The organism is Halosimplex halobium, from assembly GCF_051414055.1.
Classification (GTDB): Archaea; Halobacteriota; Halobacteria; order Halobacteriales; family Haloarculaceae; genus Halosimplex; species Halosimplex halobium.
Map to the genome: position 1 here is coordinate 25,300 of NZ_JBLKNX010000016.1, position 21,250 is coordinate 46,549.

Annotated in this window: 18 protein-coding genes and 1 pseudogene; 7 read left to right on the forward strand and 12 right to left on the reverse strand. The window is 52.1% G+C overall.

Annotation, left to right across the window (positions count from 1 at the left end):
• The 5 genes and pseudogenes from uvrA to ACMGFG_RS16785 form a co-directional block, all read right to left on the reverse strand.
• Positions 1-3,018: an excinuclease ABC subunit UvrA gene (uvrA, locus tag ACMGFG_RS16765; RefSeq protein WP_436931470.1), complete on the reverse strand. Its 3,018-nt coding sequence runs from the start codon at positions 3,016-3,018 to the stop codon at positions 1-3.
• A gap of 1,048 nt (positions 3,019-4,066) precedes the next feature.
• Positions 4,067-4,258, reverse strand: a pseudogene (locus tag ACMGFG_RS16770) (IS6 family transposase); the annotation flags it as partial.
• Between the two features lie 13 nt (positions 4,259-4,271).
• Entirely contained in the window at positions 4,272-4,805 is a 534-nt protein-coding gene (locus ACMGFG_RS16775) for a hypothetical protein (RefSeq protein ID WP_436931573.1), read from the reverse strand.
• A 473-nt stretch (positions 4,806-5,278) separates the two neighbouring features.
• Positions 5,279-5,596: a hypothetical protein gene (locus tag ACMGFG_RS16780; RefSeq protein ID WP_436931471.1), complete on the reverse strand. Its 318-nt coding sequence runs from the start codon at positions 5,594-5,596 to the stop codon at positions 5,279-5,281.
• A gap of 337 nt (positions 5,597-5,933) precedes the next feature.
• Positions 5,934-6,086, reverse strand: coding sequence for a DUF7837 family putative zinc-binding protein (locus ACMGFG_RS16785; protein ID WP_436931472.1), 153 nt, complete (start codon positions 6,084-6,086; stop codon positions 5,934-5,936).
• A gap of 337 nt (positions 6,087-6,423) precedes the next feature.
• Between ACMGFG_RS16785 and ACMGFG_RS16790 the strand changes: the two genes are divergently transcribed.
• Positions 6,424-8,268, forward strand: a complete 1,845-nt coding sequence (locus ACMGFG_RS16790) for a DUF262 domain-containing protein (protein ID WP_436931473.1) — start codon at positions 6,424-6,426, stop codon at positions 8,266-8,268.
• 199 nt (positions 8,269-8,467) lie between these two features.
• Here the strand turns inward: ACMGFG_RS16790 and ACMGFG_RS16795 are convergent, their stop codons facing one another.
• The 3 genes from ACMGFG_RS16795 to ACMGFG_RS16805 all read right to left on the reverse strand — a co-directional run bounded on the left by ACMGFG_RS16795 (position 8,468) and on the right by ACMGFG_RS16805 (position 11,642).
• A complete protein-coding gene (locus tag ACMGFG_RS16795) occupies positions 8,468-8,986 on the reverse strand; it encodes a hypothetical protein (protein WP_436931474.1) in 519 nt (172 codons plus the stop codon).
• Between the two features lie 459 nt (positions 8,987-9,445).
• Positions 9,446-10,369, reverse strand: coding sequence for a hypothetical protein (locus ACMGFG_RS16800; RefSeq protein ID WP_436931475.1), 924 nt, complete (start codon positions 10,367-10,369; stop codon positions 9,446-9,448).
• A 214-nt stretch (positions 10,370-10,583) separates the two neighbouring features.
• Positions 10,584-11,642: a DNA adenine methylase gene (locus tag ACMGFG_RS16805; protein ID WP_436931476.1), complete on the reverse strand. Its 1,059-nt coding sequence runs from the start codon at positions 11,640-11,642 to the stop codon at positions 10,584-10,586.
• 137 nt (positions 11,643-11,779) lie between these two features.
• Between ACMGFG_RS16805 and ACMGFG_RS24285 the strand changes: the two genes are divergently transcribed.
• Positions 11,780-12,010, forward strand: coding sequence for a DUF8139 family protein (locus ACMGFG_RS24285; RefSeq protein WP_495849354.1), 231 nt, complete (start codon positions 11,780-11,782; stop codon positions 12,008-12,010).
• 34 nt (positions 12,011-12,044) lie between these two features.
• On the opposite strand, the gene ACMGFG_RS16810 is transcribed toward ACMGFG_RS24285, so the two are convergent.
• Both ACMGFG_RS16810 and ACMGFG_RS16815 read right to left on the reverse strand, forming a co-directional pair.
• On the reverse strand, positions 12,045-12,932 hold the full coding sequence (locus ACMGFG_RS16810; RefSeq protein ID WP_436931477.1) for a hypothetical protein: 888 nt from the start codon (positions 12,930-12,932) through the stop codon (positions 12,045-12,047).
• Between the two features lie 804 nt (positions 12,933-13,736).
• Positions 13,737-14,465 carry a hypothetical protein gene (locus ACMGFG_RS16815; RefSeq protein ID WP_436931478.1) on the reverse strand — a complete coding sequence of 243 codons (729 nt, stop codon included), beginning with the start codon at positions 14,463-14,465 and terminating at the stop codon, positions 13,737-13,739.
• Positions 14,466-14,647: 182 nt separating this feature from the next.
• Between ACMGFG_RS16815 and ACMGFG_RS16820 the strand changes: the two genes are divergently transcribed.
• The gene (locus ACMGFG_RS16820) at positions 14,648-14,983 is read left to right on the forward strand and encodes a hypothetical protein (RefSeq protein ID WP_436931479.1); all 336 of its coding nucleotides are present in this window, start codon (positions 14,648-14,650) and stop codon (positions 14,981-14,983) included.
• Between the two features lie 45 nt (positions 14,984-15,028).
• Positions 15,029-15,388: a DUF7344 domain-containing protein gene (locus tag ACMGFG_RS16825; RefSeq protein WP_436931480.1), complete on the forward strand. Its 360-nt coding sequence runs from the start codon at positions 15,029-15,031 to the stop codon at positions 15,386-15,388.
• Here the strand turns inward: ACMGFG_RS16825 and ACMGFG_RS16830 are convergent.
• Entirely contained in the window at positions 15,385-15,660 is a 276-nt protein-coding gene (locus tag ACMGFG_RS16830; protein WP_436931481.1) for a hypothetical protein, read from the reverse strand. The genes ACMGFG_RS16825 and ACMGFG_RS16830 overlap by 4 nt on opposite strands.
• A gap of 105 nt (positions 15,661-15,765) precedes the next feature.
• On the opposite strand from ACMGFG_RS16830, the gene ACMGFG_RS16835 reads away from it, so the two are divergent.
• From ACMGFG_RS16835 to ACMGFG_RS16845, 3 genes are all read left to right on the forward strand, one after another.
• Positions 15,766-16,170 carry a hypothetical protein gene (locus ACMGFG_RS16835; RefSeq protein ID WP_436931482.1) on the forward strand — a complete coding sequence of 135 codons (405 nt, stop codon included), beginning with the start codon at positions 15,766-15,768 and terminating at the stop codon, positions 16,168-16,170.
• Positions 16,170-16,436 (forward strand): hypothetical protein, encoded by a 267-nt coding sequence (locus ACMGFG_RS16840; protein ID WP_436931483.1) that lies wholly within the window; start codon positions 16,170-16,172, stop codon positions 16,434-16,436. Before ACMGFG_RS16835 ends, ACMGFG_RS16840 begins: the two co-directional genes overlap by 1 nt.
• 732 nt (positions 16,437-17,168) lie before the next feature.
• Entirely contained in the window at positions 17,169-17,402 is a 234-nt protein-coding gene (locus ACMGFG_RS16845; RefSeq protein WP_436931484.1) for a hypothetical protein, read from the forward strand.
• A gap of 195 nt (positions 17,403-17,597) precedes the next feature.
• Here ACMGFG_RS16845 and ACMGFG_RS16850 read toward each other — a convergent pair whose 3' ends face one another.
• On the reverse strand, positions 17,598-21,233 hold the full coding sequence (locus ACMGFG_RS16850) for an Eco57I restriction-modification methylase domain-containing protein (protein WP_436931485.1): 3,636 nt from the start codon (positions 21,231-21,233) through the stop codon (positions 17,598-17,600).
• Positions 21,234-21,250: the final 17 nt, after the last annotated feature.

A 21,250-nucleotide genomic window follows, 5' to 3' on the forward strand; every position in this document is an offset into this window, starting at 1 on the left:
TCAGTCGTCGTCGGCCCGCGGTGCCGTCTCCGCTTCGCCGTCGGCGTCGGCGGTGACGACGCGGTCGCCGCGCGGACCCTCGAGGTCGACCTCGGGCAGCAGGTCCCGGAGGTACTTCCCGGTGTACGAGCCCTCGGTCCGAGCCACCTCCTCGGGGGTGCCCTCGGCGACGAGCCGGCCGCCGGCCTCGCCGCCCTCGGGACCCAGGTCGACGATGTGGTCGGCGTTCTTCACGAGGTCGAGCTCGTGTTCGATGACGACCACCGTGTTGCCGTCGTCGGTCAGGCGGTGGAGCACGTCGATGAGCTTGCGCTCGTCGTGGGGGTGCAGCCCCGTGGTCGGCTCGTCGAGCAGGTACAGCGTCTCGCCGGAGTCTTTCTTGCCGAGCTCCTCGGCGAGTTTGACGCGCTGGGCCTCCCCGCCGGAGAGGGTGGTCGAGGGCTGGCCGAGCTGCATGTAGCCCAGGCCCACGTCCTTCAGGAGCTTCAGGCGGCGGCGGATCTGGCTGTGGCCCTCGAAGAAGTCGTAGGCCTCGTCGATGCTCATGTCGAGCACGTCGGCGATGGTGGCGTCCTTGTAGGTCACGTCGAGCGTCTCGCGGTTGTAGCGGGCGCCGCCGCACTCCTCGCAGGGCACCTGCACGTCCGAGAGGAAGTTCATCTCGATGGTGACGGTGCCCTGGCCGCCACACTCCTCGCAGCGGCCGCCCTTGACGTTGAACGAGAACCGGCCCTTCTGGTAGCCGCGCTGGTTGGCCAGGTCCGTCTCGGCGAACAGCTCGCGGATGTGGTCGAACACGTCGGTGTAGGTCGCGGGGTTCGACCGCGGCGTGCGGCCGATGGGCGACTGGTCGATCAGCCGCACCGTCTCGATGGCGTCGAGACCGGAGAGCCCGTCGTGCTCGCCGGGGTTCACGTCGGAGTTGCCGTGCATCTCGCGGGCCAGCGCCTTGTAGAGCACGTCGTGCATCAGCGTGGACTTGCCGGAGCCCGACACGCCCGTGATCGCCGTGAAGCAGCCGACCGGCAGGTCCACGTCGAGGTCCTTCAGATTGTGCTGGCGGGCGCCCTCGATGGTGATGGTGCCGTCGGGGTCGCGGCGCTCGGCGGGGACGGGGATCGCCTTCTCGCCGGAGAGGTACTCGCCGGTGACGCTCTCCTCGGTGTCGAGCACCTCGTCGTAGTCGCCGTTGACGACGATCTCGCCGCCGCGCTTGCCGGGCCCGGGCCCCATGTCGATGATGTTGTCGGCCCGGCGCATCGTCTCGGTGTCGTGCTCGACGACGAGCAGGGTGTTCCCGAGGTCCCGCAGTTCCTCCAGGGTGTTGAGCAGGCGGTCGTTGTCGCGCTGGTGCAGCCCGATGGAGGGCTCGTCGAGGACGTAGAGCACGCCGACGAGGCCGCTCCCGATCTGCGTGGCCAGGCGGATGCGCTGGCTCTCGCCGCCGGAGAGCGTCGCGGCCTCCCGATCCAGGGTCAGGTAGTCAAGGCCGACCTCGCACATGAACCCGAGGCGGGCGCGGATCTCTTTCAGGATCTCCTCGGCGATCTTCGTGTCGCGGGGGCCGAGGTTGCGTTCGAGGTCCTCGAAGTGTTCCAGGGCGTCGCCGATCGAGAGCTGGTTCACCTCGGTGATGGCGGTCCCGTCCACGAGCACCGCACGGGACTCGGCCTTCAGGCGGGTGCCCTCGCACTCGGGGCAGGTCGTCGTGGCCATGTACTCCTCGATGTGCTCGCGGGCGCGGTCGGAGTCGGTCTCGACGTGGCGGCGCTCCAGATTGGGGATCACACCTTCGAAACGCTCGGTCTTCTCGCGAGTGCCGTTCTTGGTGCGCCACTCGAAGTGGACCCGCGAGTCCGTGCCGTAGAGGAACTGCCGCCGGATCTCGGGGTCGAGTTCCTCGAACGGCGTATCGAGGGAGACCCCGAAGTGTTCGGCGACGTTGTCCAGCTGCCGCGAGTAGTAGGTCCGGTCGTAGCTCCAGGGCTCGAAGACGTGTTTCAGCGGCTTCGAAGGGTCCTGAATGACGAGATCCTCGCTGACCTCCTTGGTCTCGCCGAGGCCCTCACATTCGGGACAGGCGCCGTAGGGGCTGTTGAACGAGAACGAGCGGGTCTCGATCTCGCTGATGTCGACGTTGCAGTGCGTGCAGGCCAGGTCCTCCGAGAACTCGACGACGAGGCGGTCGTCGGCCGCGTCGTTCTCGTCGCCGTCGTCACCGTCGCTCGCGCCGTCGGCGCCCAGGTCCCCGACCGAGCGGGCCTCCGCGCCGCCCAGTTCCACGTCCTCGGGCGGGTCGGGGACGACGACCTTGATGATGCCGTCGCTCTCCTCGAGCGCCGTCTCGACGGAGTCCGTAATTCGGGAGCGGTGCTCCGGGCCGACCTCGACGCGGTCGACCACCACGTCGATGGTGTGGTCGTAGTTCTCGTCCAGATCCGGCCGGTCCAGCGAGAGGTCGTGCTGCTCGCCGTCGACCTCGACGCGGGCGTACCCCTCGGCGACGAGGTCGTCGAAGAGGTCCTCGAAGGCGCCCTTCTGGTCGCGGACGACCGGCGCGAGGACCTTCGCGCGGGTGCCCTCCGGGAGTTCGAGGGCGCGGTCGACCATGTGCTGGGCGGACTGCTCGCCGACCTCGCGGCCGCACTCCGGGCAGTGGGGCGTGCCGACCCGGGCGTAGAGCAGGCGCAGGTAGTCGTGGAGTTCCGTCACGGTGCCGACCGTCGAGCGGGGGTTGTTGGCGGCGTTCTTCTGGTCGATGGAGATCGCCGGCGACAGCCCCTCGACGTTCTCGACCTTCGGCTTGTCCATCTGTCCGAGGAAGTTCCGGGCGTAGGCCGACAGCGACTCGATGTAGCGGCGCTGGCCCTCGGCGTAGACGGTGTCGAACGCCAGCGAGGACTTCCCCGACCCCGACAGCCCCGTGACGACCGTCAACTGCTCCCGCGGGATCGTAACGTCGACGTCCTTGAGGTTGTGTTCCTCTGCCCCTCGGACCTCGATGACGTCTTTGCTCATATGTTCGTAGTAACCATATTATGTACACGATTTCCACTCTGAACCAGGTCCATCTTACCAGCGTCCAAGCGATGCAGATACTTAATCAAACCACTTCCAGCGTCCAACGACAGGTCCGAAGACTGTGATGAAGGAGGGTTGCGGCAATATATCGAAGATGCGAAACAGTACAGTACATCTGTTGCTGCAAAACTTTCGATGCTTGCGCTTCAGGAGGGCGCGATTGATGTCCCCGGTATTTGAATAGAGCCAGACGAGGCACTACCCGGTCGATCACTCCCTTTGACCCGGTCGTTACGAAAATGAGTGGCGTCTCGAGTCGTCTATTCCGATGAATAGTCGCCTAACACTATTTTCTCTCGGAGGTTCTCTCGCGAGGTTTGTAACGAGCATAGCTCTACTTATAAGTTCAAAAGCGGATAGAGCTCGCTGAGCGGGTTTCACCTGGGTGAAACTCCATCAGTGACCCGTTTTCCTCTCGCGAGGTTTGTAACAGCAATCGATATATCGTTTTTCGCGCGCACTCATCGAGTCTCGACGCTCGAAACTCGCTCAATGACCCGTTTTCGCGCTTGCATGGTCGGGGTTTTTGTCCCAAGGATACCCCTATCATGCAGAGAAATTGGACTGGAAACAGTGGGGGTAGACAGGACTCAAAACGATGTCGACAACACTGATGAAACTATGAGAACAAACTGATAAAACGACTAGACGAACACACGAATAGACGGCTAGACGCGTAGGTGAATAGGCGACTAGACAGATGGTCAAGTAGGCACCCAGACGTGGAAGCGGATAACCGCCTACACGATTAGACGGTGAAACGACTAGCACGAACTATACACTCGAACTGGATGTACCTTGACAACGCAAAGAGTCCCTCAGGGTGTTTCCCGGGTCAACCAACCCCCACACCCTTCAGACACAGTTATCGCTCTGACAAGACCGTGACGAGTACTCAGGGTATATTATCAGTATGACGACGGCGGCGAGTTGGGTTCGAGAGAAGCCTCGGGATCACCCTCTCTAGAGGGTCTATGGGCACTGTCTAGTTGAACACCTCCTCGGCAGGAGTGCGGCCATCTAGTGCCTGGTTCGGTCGATGTCGGTTGTAGTAGTGCCTGAACCACCGCAGCCACCGTTTCGTGCTTGAGTGACTGCCCCGCCAAACCGAGTGAAAGCGGTCGATCCGCATGGCCACAGATTGAAACCACTTTTCGATGTGGTTTCGGTCGGTATAGCCTGTAGATAATTCAGACGAGACGAAATAGCGCGATACACCGTCTCCAGTCTGAACCGTCGGGGTTTGGGACGCTGATACCTGCTGTGTACGTTCCTGTGTCCACAGTTGCTTCCTCGTTGATGAAATCCACGACTTCTCTAAAAGTCCACGTATGCGTTTCACCGGGCGAGAGCGTCAATTGTCCATTACCAGATGAGCGTTTCTCAATCGGGTTCCATCCAGCGGACGATTTCATCATTATGGACCATTGGTATAGGTTGAACTCCAGTTCGGTCGATGATTTGTTGTGAAGCGTCAGTTCAACCGTTCCTGTTGACGCGTCCACCGTAGTTTGTGATGGGAGGAGATAGGCACTCGCAGACCCTGTCTCGACAGTATGTGAGCAGACAGCGGCCCCTGAATATGAATCGTGTGGTGGGCAATCGTACTTGGAGAGTAGAGTCGGTGTGATGGTGGAAGTCCCCGGCCCCGTTGCATCATTTGAACAGCCAGCAAGTCCGGCCATCGATGCACAGGTAGCGACAAGCAACTCCCTACGGTTCATATTCTATCTCTGTCTCGTCTACACAAATGACTGTGTGAGACGAAAAGGACTCTTTGAACGATAAGCAGACCGACTGACCAGCTCATTTATAACAAAGATCTTGGAACTAATTCCTGTGAGATTTCTATAACACCCTTTCTCCGATCCTCAAAAACCAACGGCCCGGACAGTGGCCGACGGTAGTGAATGGGGGCAGTTCCACCGTCAACGTTTCGGGCAGGCCGAGCCGTCAGTTGGCGAGCGTCCACGGGGTGAGTAGATCGACCGTCGTACTGGACGACAGCGTTCATGTGGGGGGTCGGGGGGAACGGTGTCGATGGCAATTGGGGTTGGAGACGACGGGTCACCCACACCCACGCTGGACGCATCCCGTGTCAGGAGTTGACGCACAAGTATGTTGCGAAGTGACGTTCTCATAACTGTACGCTGCTACCCAACTCTGTTCAGGGTATGTACGGATAGAAGGGACCCCACTACGCCGGAGGACTCGCGCTGTCACTCCCGAGCGCGTCGAGTCGCCCATATGAGATCGTGTCAGGATTGGCGTCGATCAGTCCATACTCCGCGAGGTATTTTCGGACGGTCGTCGATGAACAGTCCATCTCGTCGCGGGCCGCTATCTCGTCCGCTAACAGCGCTTGCTTGACGTGTAGGCGGCGGAGAATTTCCTCGTGTCGCCACGGTCGGGTCACTCCGAGACGTTCCATGTAGACACTGACGCGGCTCTTCTTGACACCAAGCTCGAAGGCGATCTCCCGAAAGACAGTCTGCGCTTGTGGTAGCAATGCCATAGAAATTCGCGGTCACGGTAGGGTTGCTCGTCGGGGATTTCGTCTTCAGAGAGACGAAAAGTCATGTAGGAGACTACGTGATTTGCGCCAGTAATGTGTTCGGTGACTCGGAACTGTAGTCGAAAAGCAAAAACCTAACCAGAATGGGTGCTAGATCGACTGTCATGAGTGACCGCCCTTCGCTTGAGAAGCAGGCGGAAACCCATCTCAAACAGGCTCTTGAAGCGGACAGTCCCGAAAAGAAAAACTTCCACATTCGCAGTGCGCTTCAGTTCGGAGAGTGCATAGAGGCTCCTGAACAGACCGACCGCGCTGGGACTGACTAACCAGGCTACCTCTATTCCGGAGCCACCACATCTTCGCAGGATGGACACTCCGCCCACACGCCCTCGGTGCCGTCGTCTTTCTCGTATTTGACAAGAAGCCAAACCTCCGAAATACCCTCACCGCACTCCGGACACTGCCCAAGCTCCGACGCGTCACTGTTCATGCAAAGGGGGGAAGGGGAGCGTGTGACAACCCTTCCATATGGAAATCCGCCACCCTCGAAGGTAAATCTTCGGCGGGTCTGCACCCTGAACGCACCGGATTTCCGGTGGATCTGATCGTCCACCAAGACTAACCCGGTTGCCTCGGTAGTCCGAGATATGGGTATCCGTGGGGTCTTCGCTCACCTACTGCCCGGTGACGGAACTGTGGTGGTGGTCGAGTGTCGACAGTGCGGGGCCACGGTCGATCCCGAGACGGATCAGTGTCCCGAGTGTGGGGCCAGCGAGTTTTCGAGGTACGAGATCGCGGGGTAACCGGCACTGTGTCTGTGACTGAGTGTGACAGAACTGTTGGCCCAGACATCTTCTGGCATCTCGAATCAGTCAGTACAGGGCGTATATTCAGCAGTGTGGCACGGGGAGAACTACAGTGACTGCAGCTTTGACCCAATTGATGTTTTGGCTTTATTAGTCATCAATTCTTTTGCTGGTGTTATGGAAGCTCGTTACAAGAAGGTTAGAGACCTTTTCGGTGGGAAGCGAGGAGCAGTTTTTCGTGTACCTGAGTATCAGCGAGGGTACGAGTGGGAGAAAAAGCACTGGCGGGACTTATGGACGGACGTAAACCGAATTGGTAAGCAAGTGGAACAGCACTACCTCGGAAATATTATTCTTCTCAAACGGGATTCTGGAGGTCTCTACGAGATCGTGGACGGACAGCAGCGGATGGTTACGATTTCCATTCTGATGATGGCAGTCCGTGACACGCCACACTTCGGGACTGAAGACGGGCGGCTGGATGATGTTCGTCTGGAAGATATTCTAGAGGTTAACAGAGGCGACGATCCAGAGCCGAAGATTCTTCTTGCAGATGAGGAGGCGAAGGAGGAATTCAATAAGCTCTGGCGGGGCGAGGTTGAAGAGGCTAACGGGCGGGTGCGGAACGCTTACGATTACTTTTCTGGCGAAGTCGATGGATTGGAGGAACGGGAACTGGAGGAGTTGCTGAACAATATCTGTGATTACCTCCGCGTAGTGGAAACCGTAGCCACAGACCCAAGTCTCGCATATTCAATTTTCCAGTCCCAGAATGAGAGGGGCAAGGAAGTTTCGCCTCAGATTCTCGCCAAGGCTCGGATACATGGGGCAGCGGAAGATATGGATGACTTGGAGAAGTCGAAGGAGATCACCCGCCGGTGGGGGCACATCTATAATCTGCTGGAAGACAACTTGGGCGGTCCTCGGTTCCAGAGACGGCTTCGTATTCGTCGTCCAATGACACAGATTCTCATTAATTCTGAGGTTCCTACGCCAAGACAGGTGGATAAAAGCGAACTTTATAGGAACTTCGAGAAGGTTCTGGACAACTACGATGATGTGTATGACTTCGTGATGTGGTTCCAGGATCAAGTTGACATATACCTACAAATCAGCAGCAACAGTTACGATGTTGAGGGCCAGAATATACCTGATGACGCCATACGCCATTTACAATATCTAAACTCTGCCTCAACCCACTCTGAGGTACTGTCTCTCGCCATCTACAATAATATTGAAGACGATATCTTATTGAAGGAGAACTTCAGACTGGCGTCAATCCTGGCTATGCGAATGGAACTAAGTTCAACATCGTCTGCAGATACTCGGGACGCGATTTACGGTACAGCGGCGGAGGTTAGAAAGACAGAAGACCAGAATGACATTCGACAAACGCTCCGTGACTGCATCAAAGAATATACTCCATCTGATGGAGAGATGGAAGAGTATCTGAAAGCCAACTCTATGAATATCCGTGGCTCTTGGAACTTTCGAACGCTATTAGCCTTGGTGAGTATCGAAGAGGAGCGTCGGGGTCCATGGAAGATGGAGATCGAGAATCTTCATATTGAACACATCGCTCCTCGGAATACGTACGGGAACCCTGATTATTATGAGTGGCGCGAAAAGTTGGATGATGATCGATTCGAACAGCAGAAAGATATGCTTGGAAATCTGACTCTGTTATTGGATAATGACCATGCTTCTGTAGTGGAAACGTCATTCCCCGATAAAAAGAGAACTTACAGCAATTCAGATGTGAAGATTGCAGAAGAAGTATCAAGATATGATGATTGGACGAGTGAAGATATAGATCAGCGGACGGAAGACTTGGCTAAAGAACTAATCGAACGCTGGTCTCTTTAGGGGATTAAACCGCCGGGCGATAGCGACGGTCTGTATCCTGAATATCCCCTCTCGGAATTTGGGGTATTTTTCCTTCGTGGTGAGGGTGTCATAGACGATCGACACACCCACTTTCTGACCTCCTGAATCGTTCAGTACAGCGAATAGAATTACTTCTTAGTACAGAATATTTGTTTATTAATATTTTTCTACTGCAAAACTAACTTTCCTCTGAATATTTTTTATATATATTGCGGATTGCAACCGGGGCACGTCTGAAATCGAGGCTAAGTGTGACGGTTGATAGGCTTGATTGATCTTCCTCAACTTCTTTGAGCAATTTATAAGCTTGATTCAAGTTCTCAAATCCATCTGAGTCTGGTTCAATCAGCACTTCTTTTGGTCTACGCTGGCCTGGCTCTACAAGATCCTGGAATTCAGATTTCCGTGAGGCGTAAATATCACGTACGGCGGAACCCAAAATATCATCATCCAATTCCGACAACGTGTCACTCTCAACCACTCTAACAGATTGGACTAATTTGATAGCCTTGCGGACTTTTTCGATAGCCTCTTCATTTTCCCGAGTCATCTTTCCTATGATTTTTATGAAATCACAACATAATAAATACACAGGCCAACAGAATGGAGTACCCATCCAGTACCATCTTGAAATAACTTTCTTGAGAACTGTTGTATAATACTCAACAGCATAGATTAAGACGTTACCAGCAGGCATAGATAATTGACGAAGGATGACCGAACACTTTGAGAAATTGGCAGCAATCAGTCTCCGATGCGTCAAGGAAAAATTCGGACAAGAATATCATGATCGCCTTTCCGAAATCCGAGAGAGATCAGTGGAAGACCTCGAACTCGATGAACACGAAATCGAATTAGTCAACGAAGTATATCCCGATTGTAAGGCTAGATCTTATACTCCGCCCGAACTCCGATAAAGTACGTCGGTGAGATGTTTGCAGCTCTACTTATCAGCGCATTCAGTCAGTTCTACGGTGAAAACAACCCCTTGTAAATAGTTCTACGACACCCTCCAATATCGTTCTATATCGTCTTGGAATCTACCATCATCGGAAAATACAAATCCGACAGTAAAGGGACTGAGAGGGCTTATTCAGCATCCACTTTACTCCTCCAACTCTCGTAGGAGATGTTGACTACCTCTCGACAATACCAACTAAGAATTGCTGTAGAAGAATTCTGGTTGGATGTCTTTCAATTCGTCAGCTAGGTACGCGTATGTCGCGACATCAGTGACGTATTCCTTTTCACTGTCATTAACGGCCTGAATTCGTTCGCGGATTCCACGAACTGAATCAGTGGAATTCAATGCTAAGGTCCGGGGAAGAGGCCGCGGAAGGTTTAGTATCCCAATATCACGAAGTGTGTTCATAACTTGAACAAGCACATCGCGGTTGGGGAATACCCAGACACTTGGCCCTGGTTGATACGCGAGTTTAGCGGCCTCAGTCCGAAGTCGAGAGTATTCTGGTACGGTTGTCTCCACTTCAGCACTCGTTAAAACTTTACCAGTCTCCGAATCTCGTGCGAGGAGGTCATAGACGACTCCTTCATCCGGAACATATGTATCCATAGAAAAAGTTGTCTTGGCATCTTGTTCTGCGACATTCTTCCCATAGAGTGCAATTAATGCGACTCCCAAACTGTGGACAATCGATTCGTTGAGGTCGCCCACTCCTGATCCGACTTTCGTCGTGTCGACCAAGTCCCTAGCTTCGGTTGTTAAGTTCCAAAATTCACGATGATAGATCCTCTGACGAACATCCCCGTTAACACGCGGTTGCTCCAAAAGTCCGCGATCTTGGAGAGACTCAAAGTCAACACCACTCTTCTTTCGCAACCATGTATGCCCTTCAAGCAAGTGATGGTCCTCCTCCTCATACGTAATTGTCCAGTTCGGCGTTTCGAGCATCGCCATTTTTTCCAAAACATTAACCTCTGCATCACTAAGCTGGTAAAGTTCGCGAAGATGCTCTTTACGCTCCTTCCAAAGACCCACTCGTGCATCTTGCTCAACTTTCCGAAACAGAGTTTTTTCATGAGGATTTGGTTGCTCAAAGTTCTTTTCGTGATCTGCCATACTGTAAATTATGCTTTAGTAAATAAAAATTCAACGCAATATTGGAATTCGAACTTATTTACAGTACGGTCATAGCTTACAGAACCTTTCATGGAGATACAGCACCCCCTCACATGCTGTAATAACGAGATCTAAACCATACAACCTACCAAGTAACAGGGGTTAGAGTACTGCGATTCGGGGTAAACAAGAGAGAATATCAGAAGGTCAATTTTCAGGTGTCGATGTTATTCCGGAAATTAGCTCGTTCATCTGGATCAAAATTACATATGAGTCGTTCGTTCACCTCATCCGCATCTCGTCGCATTCGGTGACGGTTCTGTTGTTCTAAAACGGTATTTCCTTCAAGTTTCTCTGGTATTGTCGAGTATGAAACAATCCAGTCACTATCGACACCTTCTAAGCAGTCGACAAAGTCTTCATGGTCAAATTCTTCCATATAGCGCTGTTCCGCGCCAATATATGGTGGATCGGCATAAAACAAAACATCAATACTAGTATCGTCGTAGTTCGAAAAGATCTTACGATAATCTTGTTTCTCTATCGTAACTTGCTGAAAACGGTCCGCGAGAGCCTGCAACCGCTTTTTTGCATTATCGAATGTTCGAGCTGGGGAGCGCTTTGCCCGAGCTTTGAAACTATTCGGTGAGTCAGATACACCGAGATACTGCATATATCTGAGCGAGAAATACCGTCCTGCTCGTTCAACAGGATCGTCAGGTCGAATCCCCTGATAGAACTCTGCTATCCACTCTTGGTATTGTGATCGTGAATAAGGCACATTCTGTAGCCATTCTGCAAGTTCATCAGGCCGATCTCGAAGAATTTTAAAGAACTGTGTCAGGTCCTCATTAATATCGTTATAAATCTCATACTTTGACCGAGGTTTACTGAATAGAACACCTGCAGCACCTCCAAACACTTCCACATATGTATCGTGAGTTGGCATCGTATCAATAATCCATTCTGCGAGATGGTCTTTGGAGCCGGGATAAGGGAATGTTCCGGTCTGGTTACTTTCTCGAGGAGTATAGCCTCCGACGTTTTCTGTTGGGTCAATTTCGCGTGGATAATAAATACGGGGAGAGCGCCCAGAACCACCGTCGCTTCGAAGATATCCAAGAGACACTAACGCATCAAGGGTATTCCGGACCGTTCGTTCGGAAGGCGGATTAGTTTCGATGCACTCTTTGATCTCGGATGCTTGAAATGACCGGCGGAACTCTATAAATCGCAACGTTTCAGCCCAAACCTTGTCCCGTTGAGTTACCACTTTATGAGAAAATATTTTCTAGCAAATTGAGCTCTTTGGTTCATTATTAAAGAGCGCGCCATAGAATCATTTGGGACCCCAGTTCACCTTTGAGCCCGGACGTTACTAACAAGGTATAGCCACAGTAAACACGATTAATGAGACGATTTGAGGTTGGAGACCGAGTTCGAGTCGACATTCCGAATAAGGATGATCCCGATCACGAGCAGTTCCATCGAAAACACGGAACAATCATCGAGATATTCGAAGATGACGCTGGCAAAGAAACAGGAGACCCGCGTGATTCGTATCTATTTAGCGTTGAAATCGATGACGGCTCAATCGAACACTTTCGATGGAAAGATCTCCGACCGGCTTCAGACCAATAACTGCATACGCTCTTGCGTAGTACATCCAAATCAACTATTCCAACTTCTCAAGACGCGATCGTACACGTTGCCATTCTTCGCCGATAAATCCCTTTCCAGACAAATAAGTTAAAAAATAGCGCAGTAAAATCCGATACAGATCAACCGGACCATCGTCAACATCAAACACAGCTACTTCCAGCCGTTTCAGATGGCCCCGCATCACTCCCTCATACTGGGCACGATCCAGATACCACACATCAGCAGCATCATAGATTCGCTTCGACTCGCCATACTCCGATATCGTATGATGTGCTACGTCGCTAATACTTTCAATATCGCCTTGCTTCGGGTGATTTTTTCGATTCGCCCAGTCTTGCACCTCTTGTAGGATTTCGCGCTCATCCCACTCTGGATCAGCACCTAGGTCCGGATACGCTGCATCGTAGTCCTGCAAATGCTCAATATAATTGTACTTTGACGGCTTCGACAGATTAAATTCGCTTTCCATCAACCCCCATACGACACCATCCGGTACTGTTCGCCCATCTCCATCAACCACTTCATCGGCCTGATATACCAACATCCCGCGCAGCACAGGCAGCCGTTGTCTGTATGTCATCGATACTACGTTTTCCTTGTCGGTCCAGTCCTCTTCCCCTGGGCGAATGTGTCTCTCGAAATCCTGTAGTCCGTCTTCAATGTTGTTAACAAGGTTGTCGTAGGTCGGATTGGGATCAGTCTGTTCCGACATTCCACCGTTTTCCTCGTCATTCTCTGGTATCTCATCATCCGTATCAAGAATGTCGACAAGAATCTCATCGGCTTTTTCTTCTACTGCGTCCCGGATAAACTCTGATTCATAGGAATAATCAGACACAGCTACTGCTTTCTTGATTTTCTCCTTGAGGTCATTGTCTGTTCTAGCCTTGATTTGAGGCATATACTTAGGCGATCCTCTCAGAAGTTAAATGTCTAATGATCGGTACCAATCTACTTTATTTTAACTAGTAGGTTATCGCATTGTTCCCACAGAATTTGTATATAATGATACAGCTTCTTTTTACGAGGCGTAGAAATTTAACCACTCGAGATCATGTGATATCATCGATTCTAGTACCACCTTTAAATATCTAGTACCACATCAGAAATTTATTTTGTACGCACTCAAACTCAGGAAAGGAGGGAGGGGGTCACCTCCACACCCCACACTGACCCCGCAACGAAATACCTAAATTACCAAAAATGGCCCCATAGCCTGCCATCACCGTTGAATCATTATGGCAACTCATAATCTTCCGGGTGAGCTTTCATTACGGCAACCGGCATTCCCCCGGTTGTCTGTCTAATATTGAATAGATATCATTTTGCAAAATACTTATCACTATAGGTAACATACTATACCGTACGCCATCCTGATCGCAGAAGTAAGGGAAGGGACTGACCGTCGACGAGAAGGAGAGTGACCAACTCTCCGACCCACGCCGTTTCTGTTGTTGTGCGTGCGAGAGTTAGATGTGTTGTAGTGGGTGATTTTGAGGGGCTCCGGTCTACCCTCCCACCTCACCTTTTGCGAGGGGCTTAGTTAAAAATAATTTTTTGAGGTAGTACCCCATTTATATATGCTGGTACCGGACATCACTAATCGCAGGCCTGCAGTGGTGAAAAACTCCCAGAGATTCTCTCTAACGAGAATACCACAGTATATTTCGATACAGAATCAAGATCTACATCCAAATTAATTAACCTATGGTGTTCCCCGAACTGGCCCGACTCGTTTGACCTTTCCGCGCTCAATTCGCTTCGGTAAATCCCTCTCGTGAGGGGGAGCTAGCTGAGGCAAGGTTTGCTGGCCCCCCTCCAAATATCTGCTAATGTAGTACTCATTTTTCCCCGGACAGCCATAAACGGTGAAACGTTCCCCATCATCGGAAAAGTCACCGTGATTATAGCAGGAAGCCGACCGCCGATAAGTCGGAACATAGAATTCATGGCTACCCATCACTGGGGGCGGAAACTGAAACTCCTCCCAGGTAATGGGTGCGCCTAGTGTGAGTTCACCGTTTGGAAGAGAAACAATACCTAGAGATGGCGGAAGACGCATATGATCTCGCAACCGACCTTCTGTTTCAAGACGTGCATCCATAGCTGCTGGTTCGAAAACCCAATATATCGAATATCCAAATCTAAGATGCTCAATCGTTGACTGAAGCCGATCTTTATTCGATGCGGTAGTTTCAATTTCAATCACAAAACGATGTGGTACACCTGGAGGAGAATTCGTGAGTTGACAGCGAATATCCGCAATTTGGTCAGATGTTTTCTTTTCTGTTTCAATTGTCCCAGAATATGAAGGGTTCGATCGAAGTCGATTAACGATAACTGACTTGATCGCCCAGTGATGGTGGGATTCGTTTTGACGCTCTACGTTTGGATCAAGCTGAAGTGTTGGGTGAATATCGATCACTAATCTCACCAGATTCATATTGAGGAATTATTCAGATAACTAGACCGCAACAAAACAGAAAACTTATCAATTTTGCACAGCCCTAACCACTATTCTCAAAGACTTCCAATGCATTATTCGATATAGGTGACTGAATCTCTTCATTTCTACCCTCACTGTAGTTATTTATGCTCAGTATCGAACGTTATCCGATGGCACCTGACCGCTCTATAGAGAGGGAGATTCTAGAGATTGTCGCTTACTTCGACCCCATCGATTACCATTTACTGAAGCGCTTGACGAGAGACAGGGTTGGGGCTGTCGAGACAGAGGTCATCCGTGGGGGGCTGGCGAATTTGAAAGAACTCGGCCTCGTTCGCCGCGAGAAGATGCACGAGCATATCCATATTACAGACCAAGGATGGAAGCACTTAGGTGGAGAGACCTCTCGCTATGACTGTTCTGTCGAGGCTGGAGATACAGCTGTCTGTCCGGTATGCGCAGTCGACGAACAAGTCGAAGAAAATTGGGAGGACTGCTGGTCTTAGTCTTTATTACTAGCCGTTGAGCAGTTGCTGGTGAGAAGCTCAGATATGCAACTGCTTCAACGGCTACGACAGAAGGTTTTGGACGAACAAAACGAGTCTGCGACTACCAGTATCCCTCCCAGCGACGCCTACGCTATTCTGCAGAATGAACGGCGGCGGCTGATTGTAGAGTATCTCGCAGAGATGGACTCTACCGAGACTGACGCCGGTGAAATTGCGGACCACCTCGCTTCCCGGGGAGAAAACCGGCAACACGCATACATCGCTGCCATCCAACAGCACTTGCCAAGAATAGCGCAGTCAGGGCTTATAAGCTATGATAACGACAGAAAGACTGTCACTGTGAAGCCGGTGTTAGAAGACGTGTGGGAGGCGCACTGTACGGTAGAGGAGCAGCTGCGTTAGTCGTCGTTCTCGACGCGTTCGCGGTGTGCTTCTAGGTCTTTTTGCACATCGTCCATCACGTTCATCAACGCTACGTATTCGCTGCCTGCGCACAGTCTAGTGCGGAATTCTTCGGCCAGTTCTGGTTCGTGTTCTTCGAGAATTTCGAGATCTTCCTCGATGCGGTCCATACGTTTTCTGATGCGGCTTTTGATTTCTGGGCGGCGGGGGTTATTGGCGTCTTGGGGGATGATTTCTCGGTCTCGTTCTGTCAGGATTCCTCTGTCTCTCATACTCACGTGTATGTGTGCGTGACTAATAAGGTCTTGGTCCATGAAACAGTAAATTGTCCTAAGCGCCAAAGTCTTTTATTTACCCATCCCCTTCTACCAAACACGATGTCACAAAACGAAAGCACAAACAACCAACCAGACATCAGCAGTGAAGACGTAGAAATAACCGCAATCGACGTGCACGATGCCTACGGCAACGACACGAACGAACGCGTCGAAACCATCGACGAAATCCCGGACGACACAGACTACATCCGCGTCTGGTACAACACCAGGTACTCAGTGCGGTACACGCGGACTGACGACGGACGCACTCAATGCGACTACTTCGACAACGATAGTTACGGGCCGCAGATTTTCGCACAGCCAGAGGTTGTTGACGACGATCCGGTCACCACAGCAAAAGTCGAGCAAGAAATCATCTTCTCGAAACTAAATCACGACGGAACGACGGAAGAAGCACTGCTGCGTGTTGTCGGGCTCGCTGAAGGGCAAACGGGGGAGATCTGATGTCTGCTGAATCGTACGCGTACAAGTACTCTGTCGTCGATACTGCCTCAGACAGACTGTACAACAGTAAAGCGAGCGCAGTTACTGATGCGTTTGATGATGCGCTGAAATTTGCGGGGTATGAGGCGTCTAACGTTGATGTACTGGAGAATGGAGAAACTGGCGACTGGGAGATTCGCGCGACGCGAGAGAAATCCGGATTACTGGCTGATGCGCCGGTCAGGGAATCGCAGATATTCCGCGTTCAGCGCGTCAAACGCAACTAACTCTTCGAGTCCCCTATGGTTCAAACCAGACATACAGCATGCAATTGAGGAAAAGAAACGAGAATACCACTGCGACGGATGCAGCCGGCATCGAGACTTCGTCGAGAAAGTCTCCACAGGCCCAAGTCCGTTAGACTGGGTCTGCAGTGACTGTCACGACGACGAACACCAGCAGCGAATAACAGGCTTTGGCGGTGACCTCAATGAATAGTTCTCTGGTCCCTCGCAGCGTTCGTCTCGAAGCGGAACACGCGGCTCCTTCGACTCTTTTCGAACCTGGCCAACGGAAGGCAGTCAGAGTCGCCATCAATTTTTACCGGACGCTTGGTGTCGCGCTAGCCGATTACCAGCGGTTGCAGAAGAAGATCGAACAAGGGATGGCCTCTTGAAGCGCCACCGGCGGCGTCTTCAAAACACCCTCAACAAGCACGCAGAACAACGCCTGACTGCGTCCAAACGAAAACTCAACAGCTGGGCACGCAGTGCCATTTGGGACGTACACAGGCCCCTAACAGCAGGCGATTCACTGTGATTTTCAAACGGTTATTTTTCTGTGCTTTAGCGCCTTTGGCGGTGATTGGCCTGTCAATGAGTGCTGCGGTTGTGACGTTCGCGGAAATTGGTGCGTAGTGTTTGGTGTGTCGATTTTTGCGCTTATTTGTTCGTTTCCGCGCCTCTGTTTTTGTTGCTAGTCCTAGGTTTTATTTTTTCGTCGTTGGTCGACGCGCTTGTATGACCAACAGAACCGACGACAAAGGAGAAGAGATTGATGAGAAGTGGGTTGAAGACCAAGCGTGGCGAATTCTGCAGGAAGAAGCGCGTATGGGCGATACTGGAGCAGAAACACCTCCACCAGAGCAAAAGTGTGAACGGGATGACTGTGGTGAAGACGCCGTTATGGGGCCTGGTGATATGTGGTTGTGTCGAGAGCATCAAAAGGAGCATTTTCGCGAACGTCACGGGTAGCACTTCTGCAATTGAAACAAACCGAATACGAACCAGAACAATCACCGTTCGTCTACTGACCAGAACACCTAGAGTACCTCATCAAAATCCCCAGCAACGGACAAGTCGTCATCACTGCGGTCCTCACCAAAGAAAACGCAGAAAACGCCTTCAACCACCTACAAACAAAAATCGAATAGCTATTCGACGAGTAACCTACTCCGAATCCGACATCGCTTTCGGCCTCACCGGCGTCGTCGGCGTCTTCACCGTCTGCTCAATATACTCTCTCGTCTCATCATCCACACCAAACACCGCATACACGACTTCATTCAATTCACTCTCAAGGTCTTTGATGTCCTGCTCAATACTATCGAGACTCCCAGCAGCCCCATCATACGTATCCACGAACTCCTGCAGCGCACTCTCAGTACGCGGCAACTGCGCCTCAGAAATCTCCTCAACCGACTCAAACCCAAGAATCTCGACAGTCTCTCGGAATGCTTCGGCAGCCGCTTCAGACGTGAATTCTATCGAGTCCTGAACATTCAACTGCAACGTCAAATGATTCAGGTACGGATCACCAATCTTCCCATCAGACAGATTCATACTGTTCACATACCCTGCCAACGACAGCGACTCCCGGTCAATGTCTTCCTGCTCGAACACTAACTCCGGGTTCTCCTTGATGTCTTTTGCCTCGTGATACTCTGAAACTCTGTCCTGCAAGTCACTCGCCAGCTTTTCGATCGTCGAAACGTGCTCGCGTTCACACTCTTCCGGGTCCGGGATCGGGATTTCCTTCAGATACTCGCTAATGTACCTGAGGAACTCGTCTTTGTAGGTTGGCGCAATCCGCCGATAATAGAACTGCACCGCATTGCTATTCAGCACTCCCAGCAAGAATTCCTCGCTAGCATCACCATTCGAAAGTACGTAGTAACAGGTATTCAGGCAGTAGAATTTCTTGGATTCGTCGAGCCAGAAGTTGTTGTACAGGACGATGTCCGGCGTTACGATTTTCTTGCGCTCGAACATCTCAGGCGACTTCGTCTTGTCAATCGCAAACCACGGCTCACCACCTTCGTCAACACACCATCGGTCTTCGAGACTATCCTTGTGTTCCTCGAGATACGACTTGATGTTCGGATAACTGTCGATGTCCGTGTCGTTCCGGGTGTAGATGACGTATCGGTCTTCCCACGGTGAATACCACCGCTCCACCTGCTTCCCTCCGACAAGCGGATGCACAAGTTCATCTTCCATGTCGTACTCGTCGATGGTGGCTTCATTAACGACGAACGCGTTGTTGTCGCCGGTCCTGAGTCCACGCTCGACGTTCTCGTCATCGCAGTACGTTTCGAGCTTCCGTCCACCCTCCTCTAACGCTTTCATCGCGGTTTCTTCTCTTGCGCTCACGAACCGCCAGTCACCGTCGCTAATCATGTCCGACGAGACCGGGTACACATCTATTGGCAAGCCGGACTCGAACTGCGTTGAGCCAATCCCGAGCTCATCAAGAACATCGCGCGTGTCTGGCGGTGTTTCTCCAGGTTCTTCAGGAACGACAGCATTGAGGAATTCGGGAATCGTGGGCGTATCTGGACCGTCACCGTTGTCGTCGACATCGTCCCACCCGCGCAGTAACTCGTTCTCTAATAGCTCCGGGAAGATCTCTGCGTCGATATCCCCGAACGTGAACCGGTAGTCATCGCTGATTATGAACTCGTCTGGACTGCGCTCGCTTTGCTCTTTGTTGATGCGTTTCCCAGTGATGACTAGCGGGAACGCCTTTGCGCTGCGGAACACGTCTACGCTCCCGAAGTCGATCAGCGTCTCCAGCTTGTAGTTTATCGGTGCGAACTGCCGTAGTTTCTCGCCGTAGCGCGACTGCACGAATTTGTTTGAGATGATGAGTCCGAGCTGTCCGTCGTTGTCGAGCCAGTTCGCTGCGCGCTCGACGAACAAGCAGTAGAGGTCGTAGTTGTAGTGTGCGCTAAAGTACTCATCATAGTCTTCGCGCGCTGGGCCTTCAGGAAGGTTTTGTACGCGCACGTACGGCGGGTTCCCGACAACAAACCCATAGTCATCTCGCAGTTTCGTTTGGCTGGCTTGCTGTTTCTCTTCCTGGTATTTCCGCTGCAGAACGTTACTGTGCAGGGACGAGAGGTTTGTTTGTGACTCTGTGCGGAGTGAGTCGGTCTGGTAAATGCGGAACCGGTCGAGCGTGTAGTCTTCGTCTTCGTCCTTGACCTCGCGGTACAGGTCAATCACCTGGAAGAGAAGATTCATCTCGCAAATGTGGGTAGCGAACGGGTTGATGTCGAGTCCATGAATGCGGTCCTGGATGATATCCAGCGACTCTTTCGGGCCAACACCCTTGTTGTCGAGGCGCTCCCGGAGACGCGATGTCGCCCGCACAAGGAATGTCCCACTCCCGCAGGCCGGATCAAGAATGTCGTACTCGGGGAGTTCTAACGGTTCATCAGACGTGTACCCGACCTGATCGAGAATGAAGTCAACAATACTGGTCGGTGTGTAGAACTCACCGAGTTCTTTCCGTTCTTGCGGGTCGAGGTGTTCTTCGTAGAGGTGCCCGAGAACGTCGCGGGAGACGTCGCTGAACTCGTAGTGGTTGAGATGCCACAGTGTCTTCTGCAGGACTTCGTCGAGCTCCTCTCCGTTTTTCAGCGGCCAGTCGAAGATCTGCTGCGTGTAGAGGTGGTCGTACACTTCGGAGAGTTCCTGGCTCGCAAAGTCGAACAGGTCGCTGTAGTCGTGTTTGGTGTAGCGACTGTAGTTTTCCCAGAACTCGAAATAGTCGGTCACGCCACCGTTACTGATCATCCGGTTCGTGAGGCCCTGGTCTTCTGCAATCCGGATGAGCAGGATTTTGTTGATTTGGACGTAGACAGATTCACGGCAGAAAATCCGCTTGTTGTCTTCTTTGTCGTTTTCTTGGCGCTGTGAGAGATTCACCCACGTCTCGTAGTCACTGTGGAACTCTCGATACTGCGCGTACTCCTCGCGTAGATTCCCAAGTTCAACCTCGAGTTCGGCAATCTCGCTGCCTTCGTGACCTTCGTCGCGCAGGCGCTCAATTTGTTGTTCGAGGTCTTCTGCTTGTGAGATGTATTCCTCGTAGCGTTCTTCGTACTCGTCGAATGCCGCCAGCGTGTACGGCATCAGGTACTCGTCCAGACAGGTAGACAGCGACTGGATTAGATTGCGGAACCCTTCGTCGGTGGCGACGTCCTGCCGGTCGTGGATCTCGAAATTATCGTACCGGTTAGGGTTGCTCACTTCCTGTTTTCGTAGCTGAATCAGCTGCTGGATGTTTTGACGTTCGTCCAGCGAGAGTTCATCGGCTAGCGCGGACCCTGAGGCTTTGTTGACGACCGCTTCAAAGTTGATGTCGGCCAGCAGTTTGCCGTTGACGCCATGCCTAGTTTCGTCAGCTTCATCATCGCTACACCGTCGATATACTAGCATTTGGTCAACGTTAGTGGCGATGAGATATCGGGCGTAAGACGTTTCTGATGCGTATCGGAATGCTTGATCGATTCCGTCTTCGGCGTCAACATCACGTCGTTTGCCTTCGACAATTATGACAGGATGGCGGTCGCTGTCGAGGAACCGGAGATCATTCCAGTCATCTTCTTGAGTGTAGTCTGATGCATCCCAACCGAGCGCGTCAAGGAAGAGGTGTCGTACTAGCCGGGGCATCAGGTCATGTTCAGCTCGTTCGCCCTCTTCTATTTCATCGTACAGTTGTTGATAGGCGGTGATGACCTGTTCGAGAAAATCTCCGTCGGAAATGCTAGAGGGAGAGGATTGTTCTTGTTGAGGCATGAGGATCGTAGGCTGTT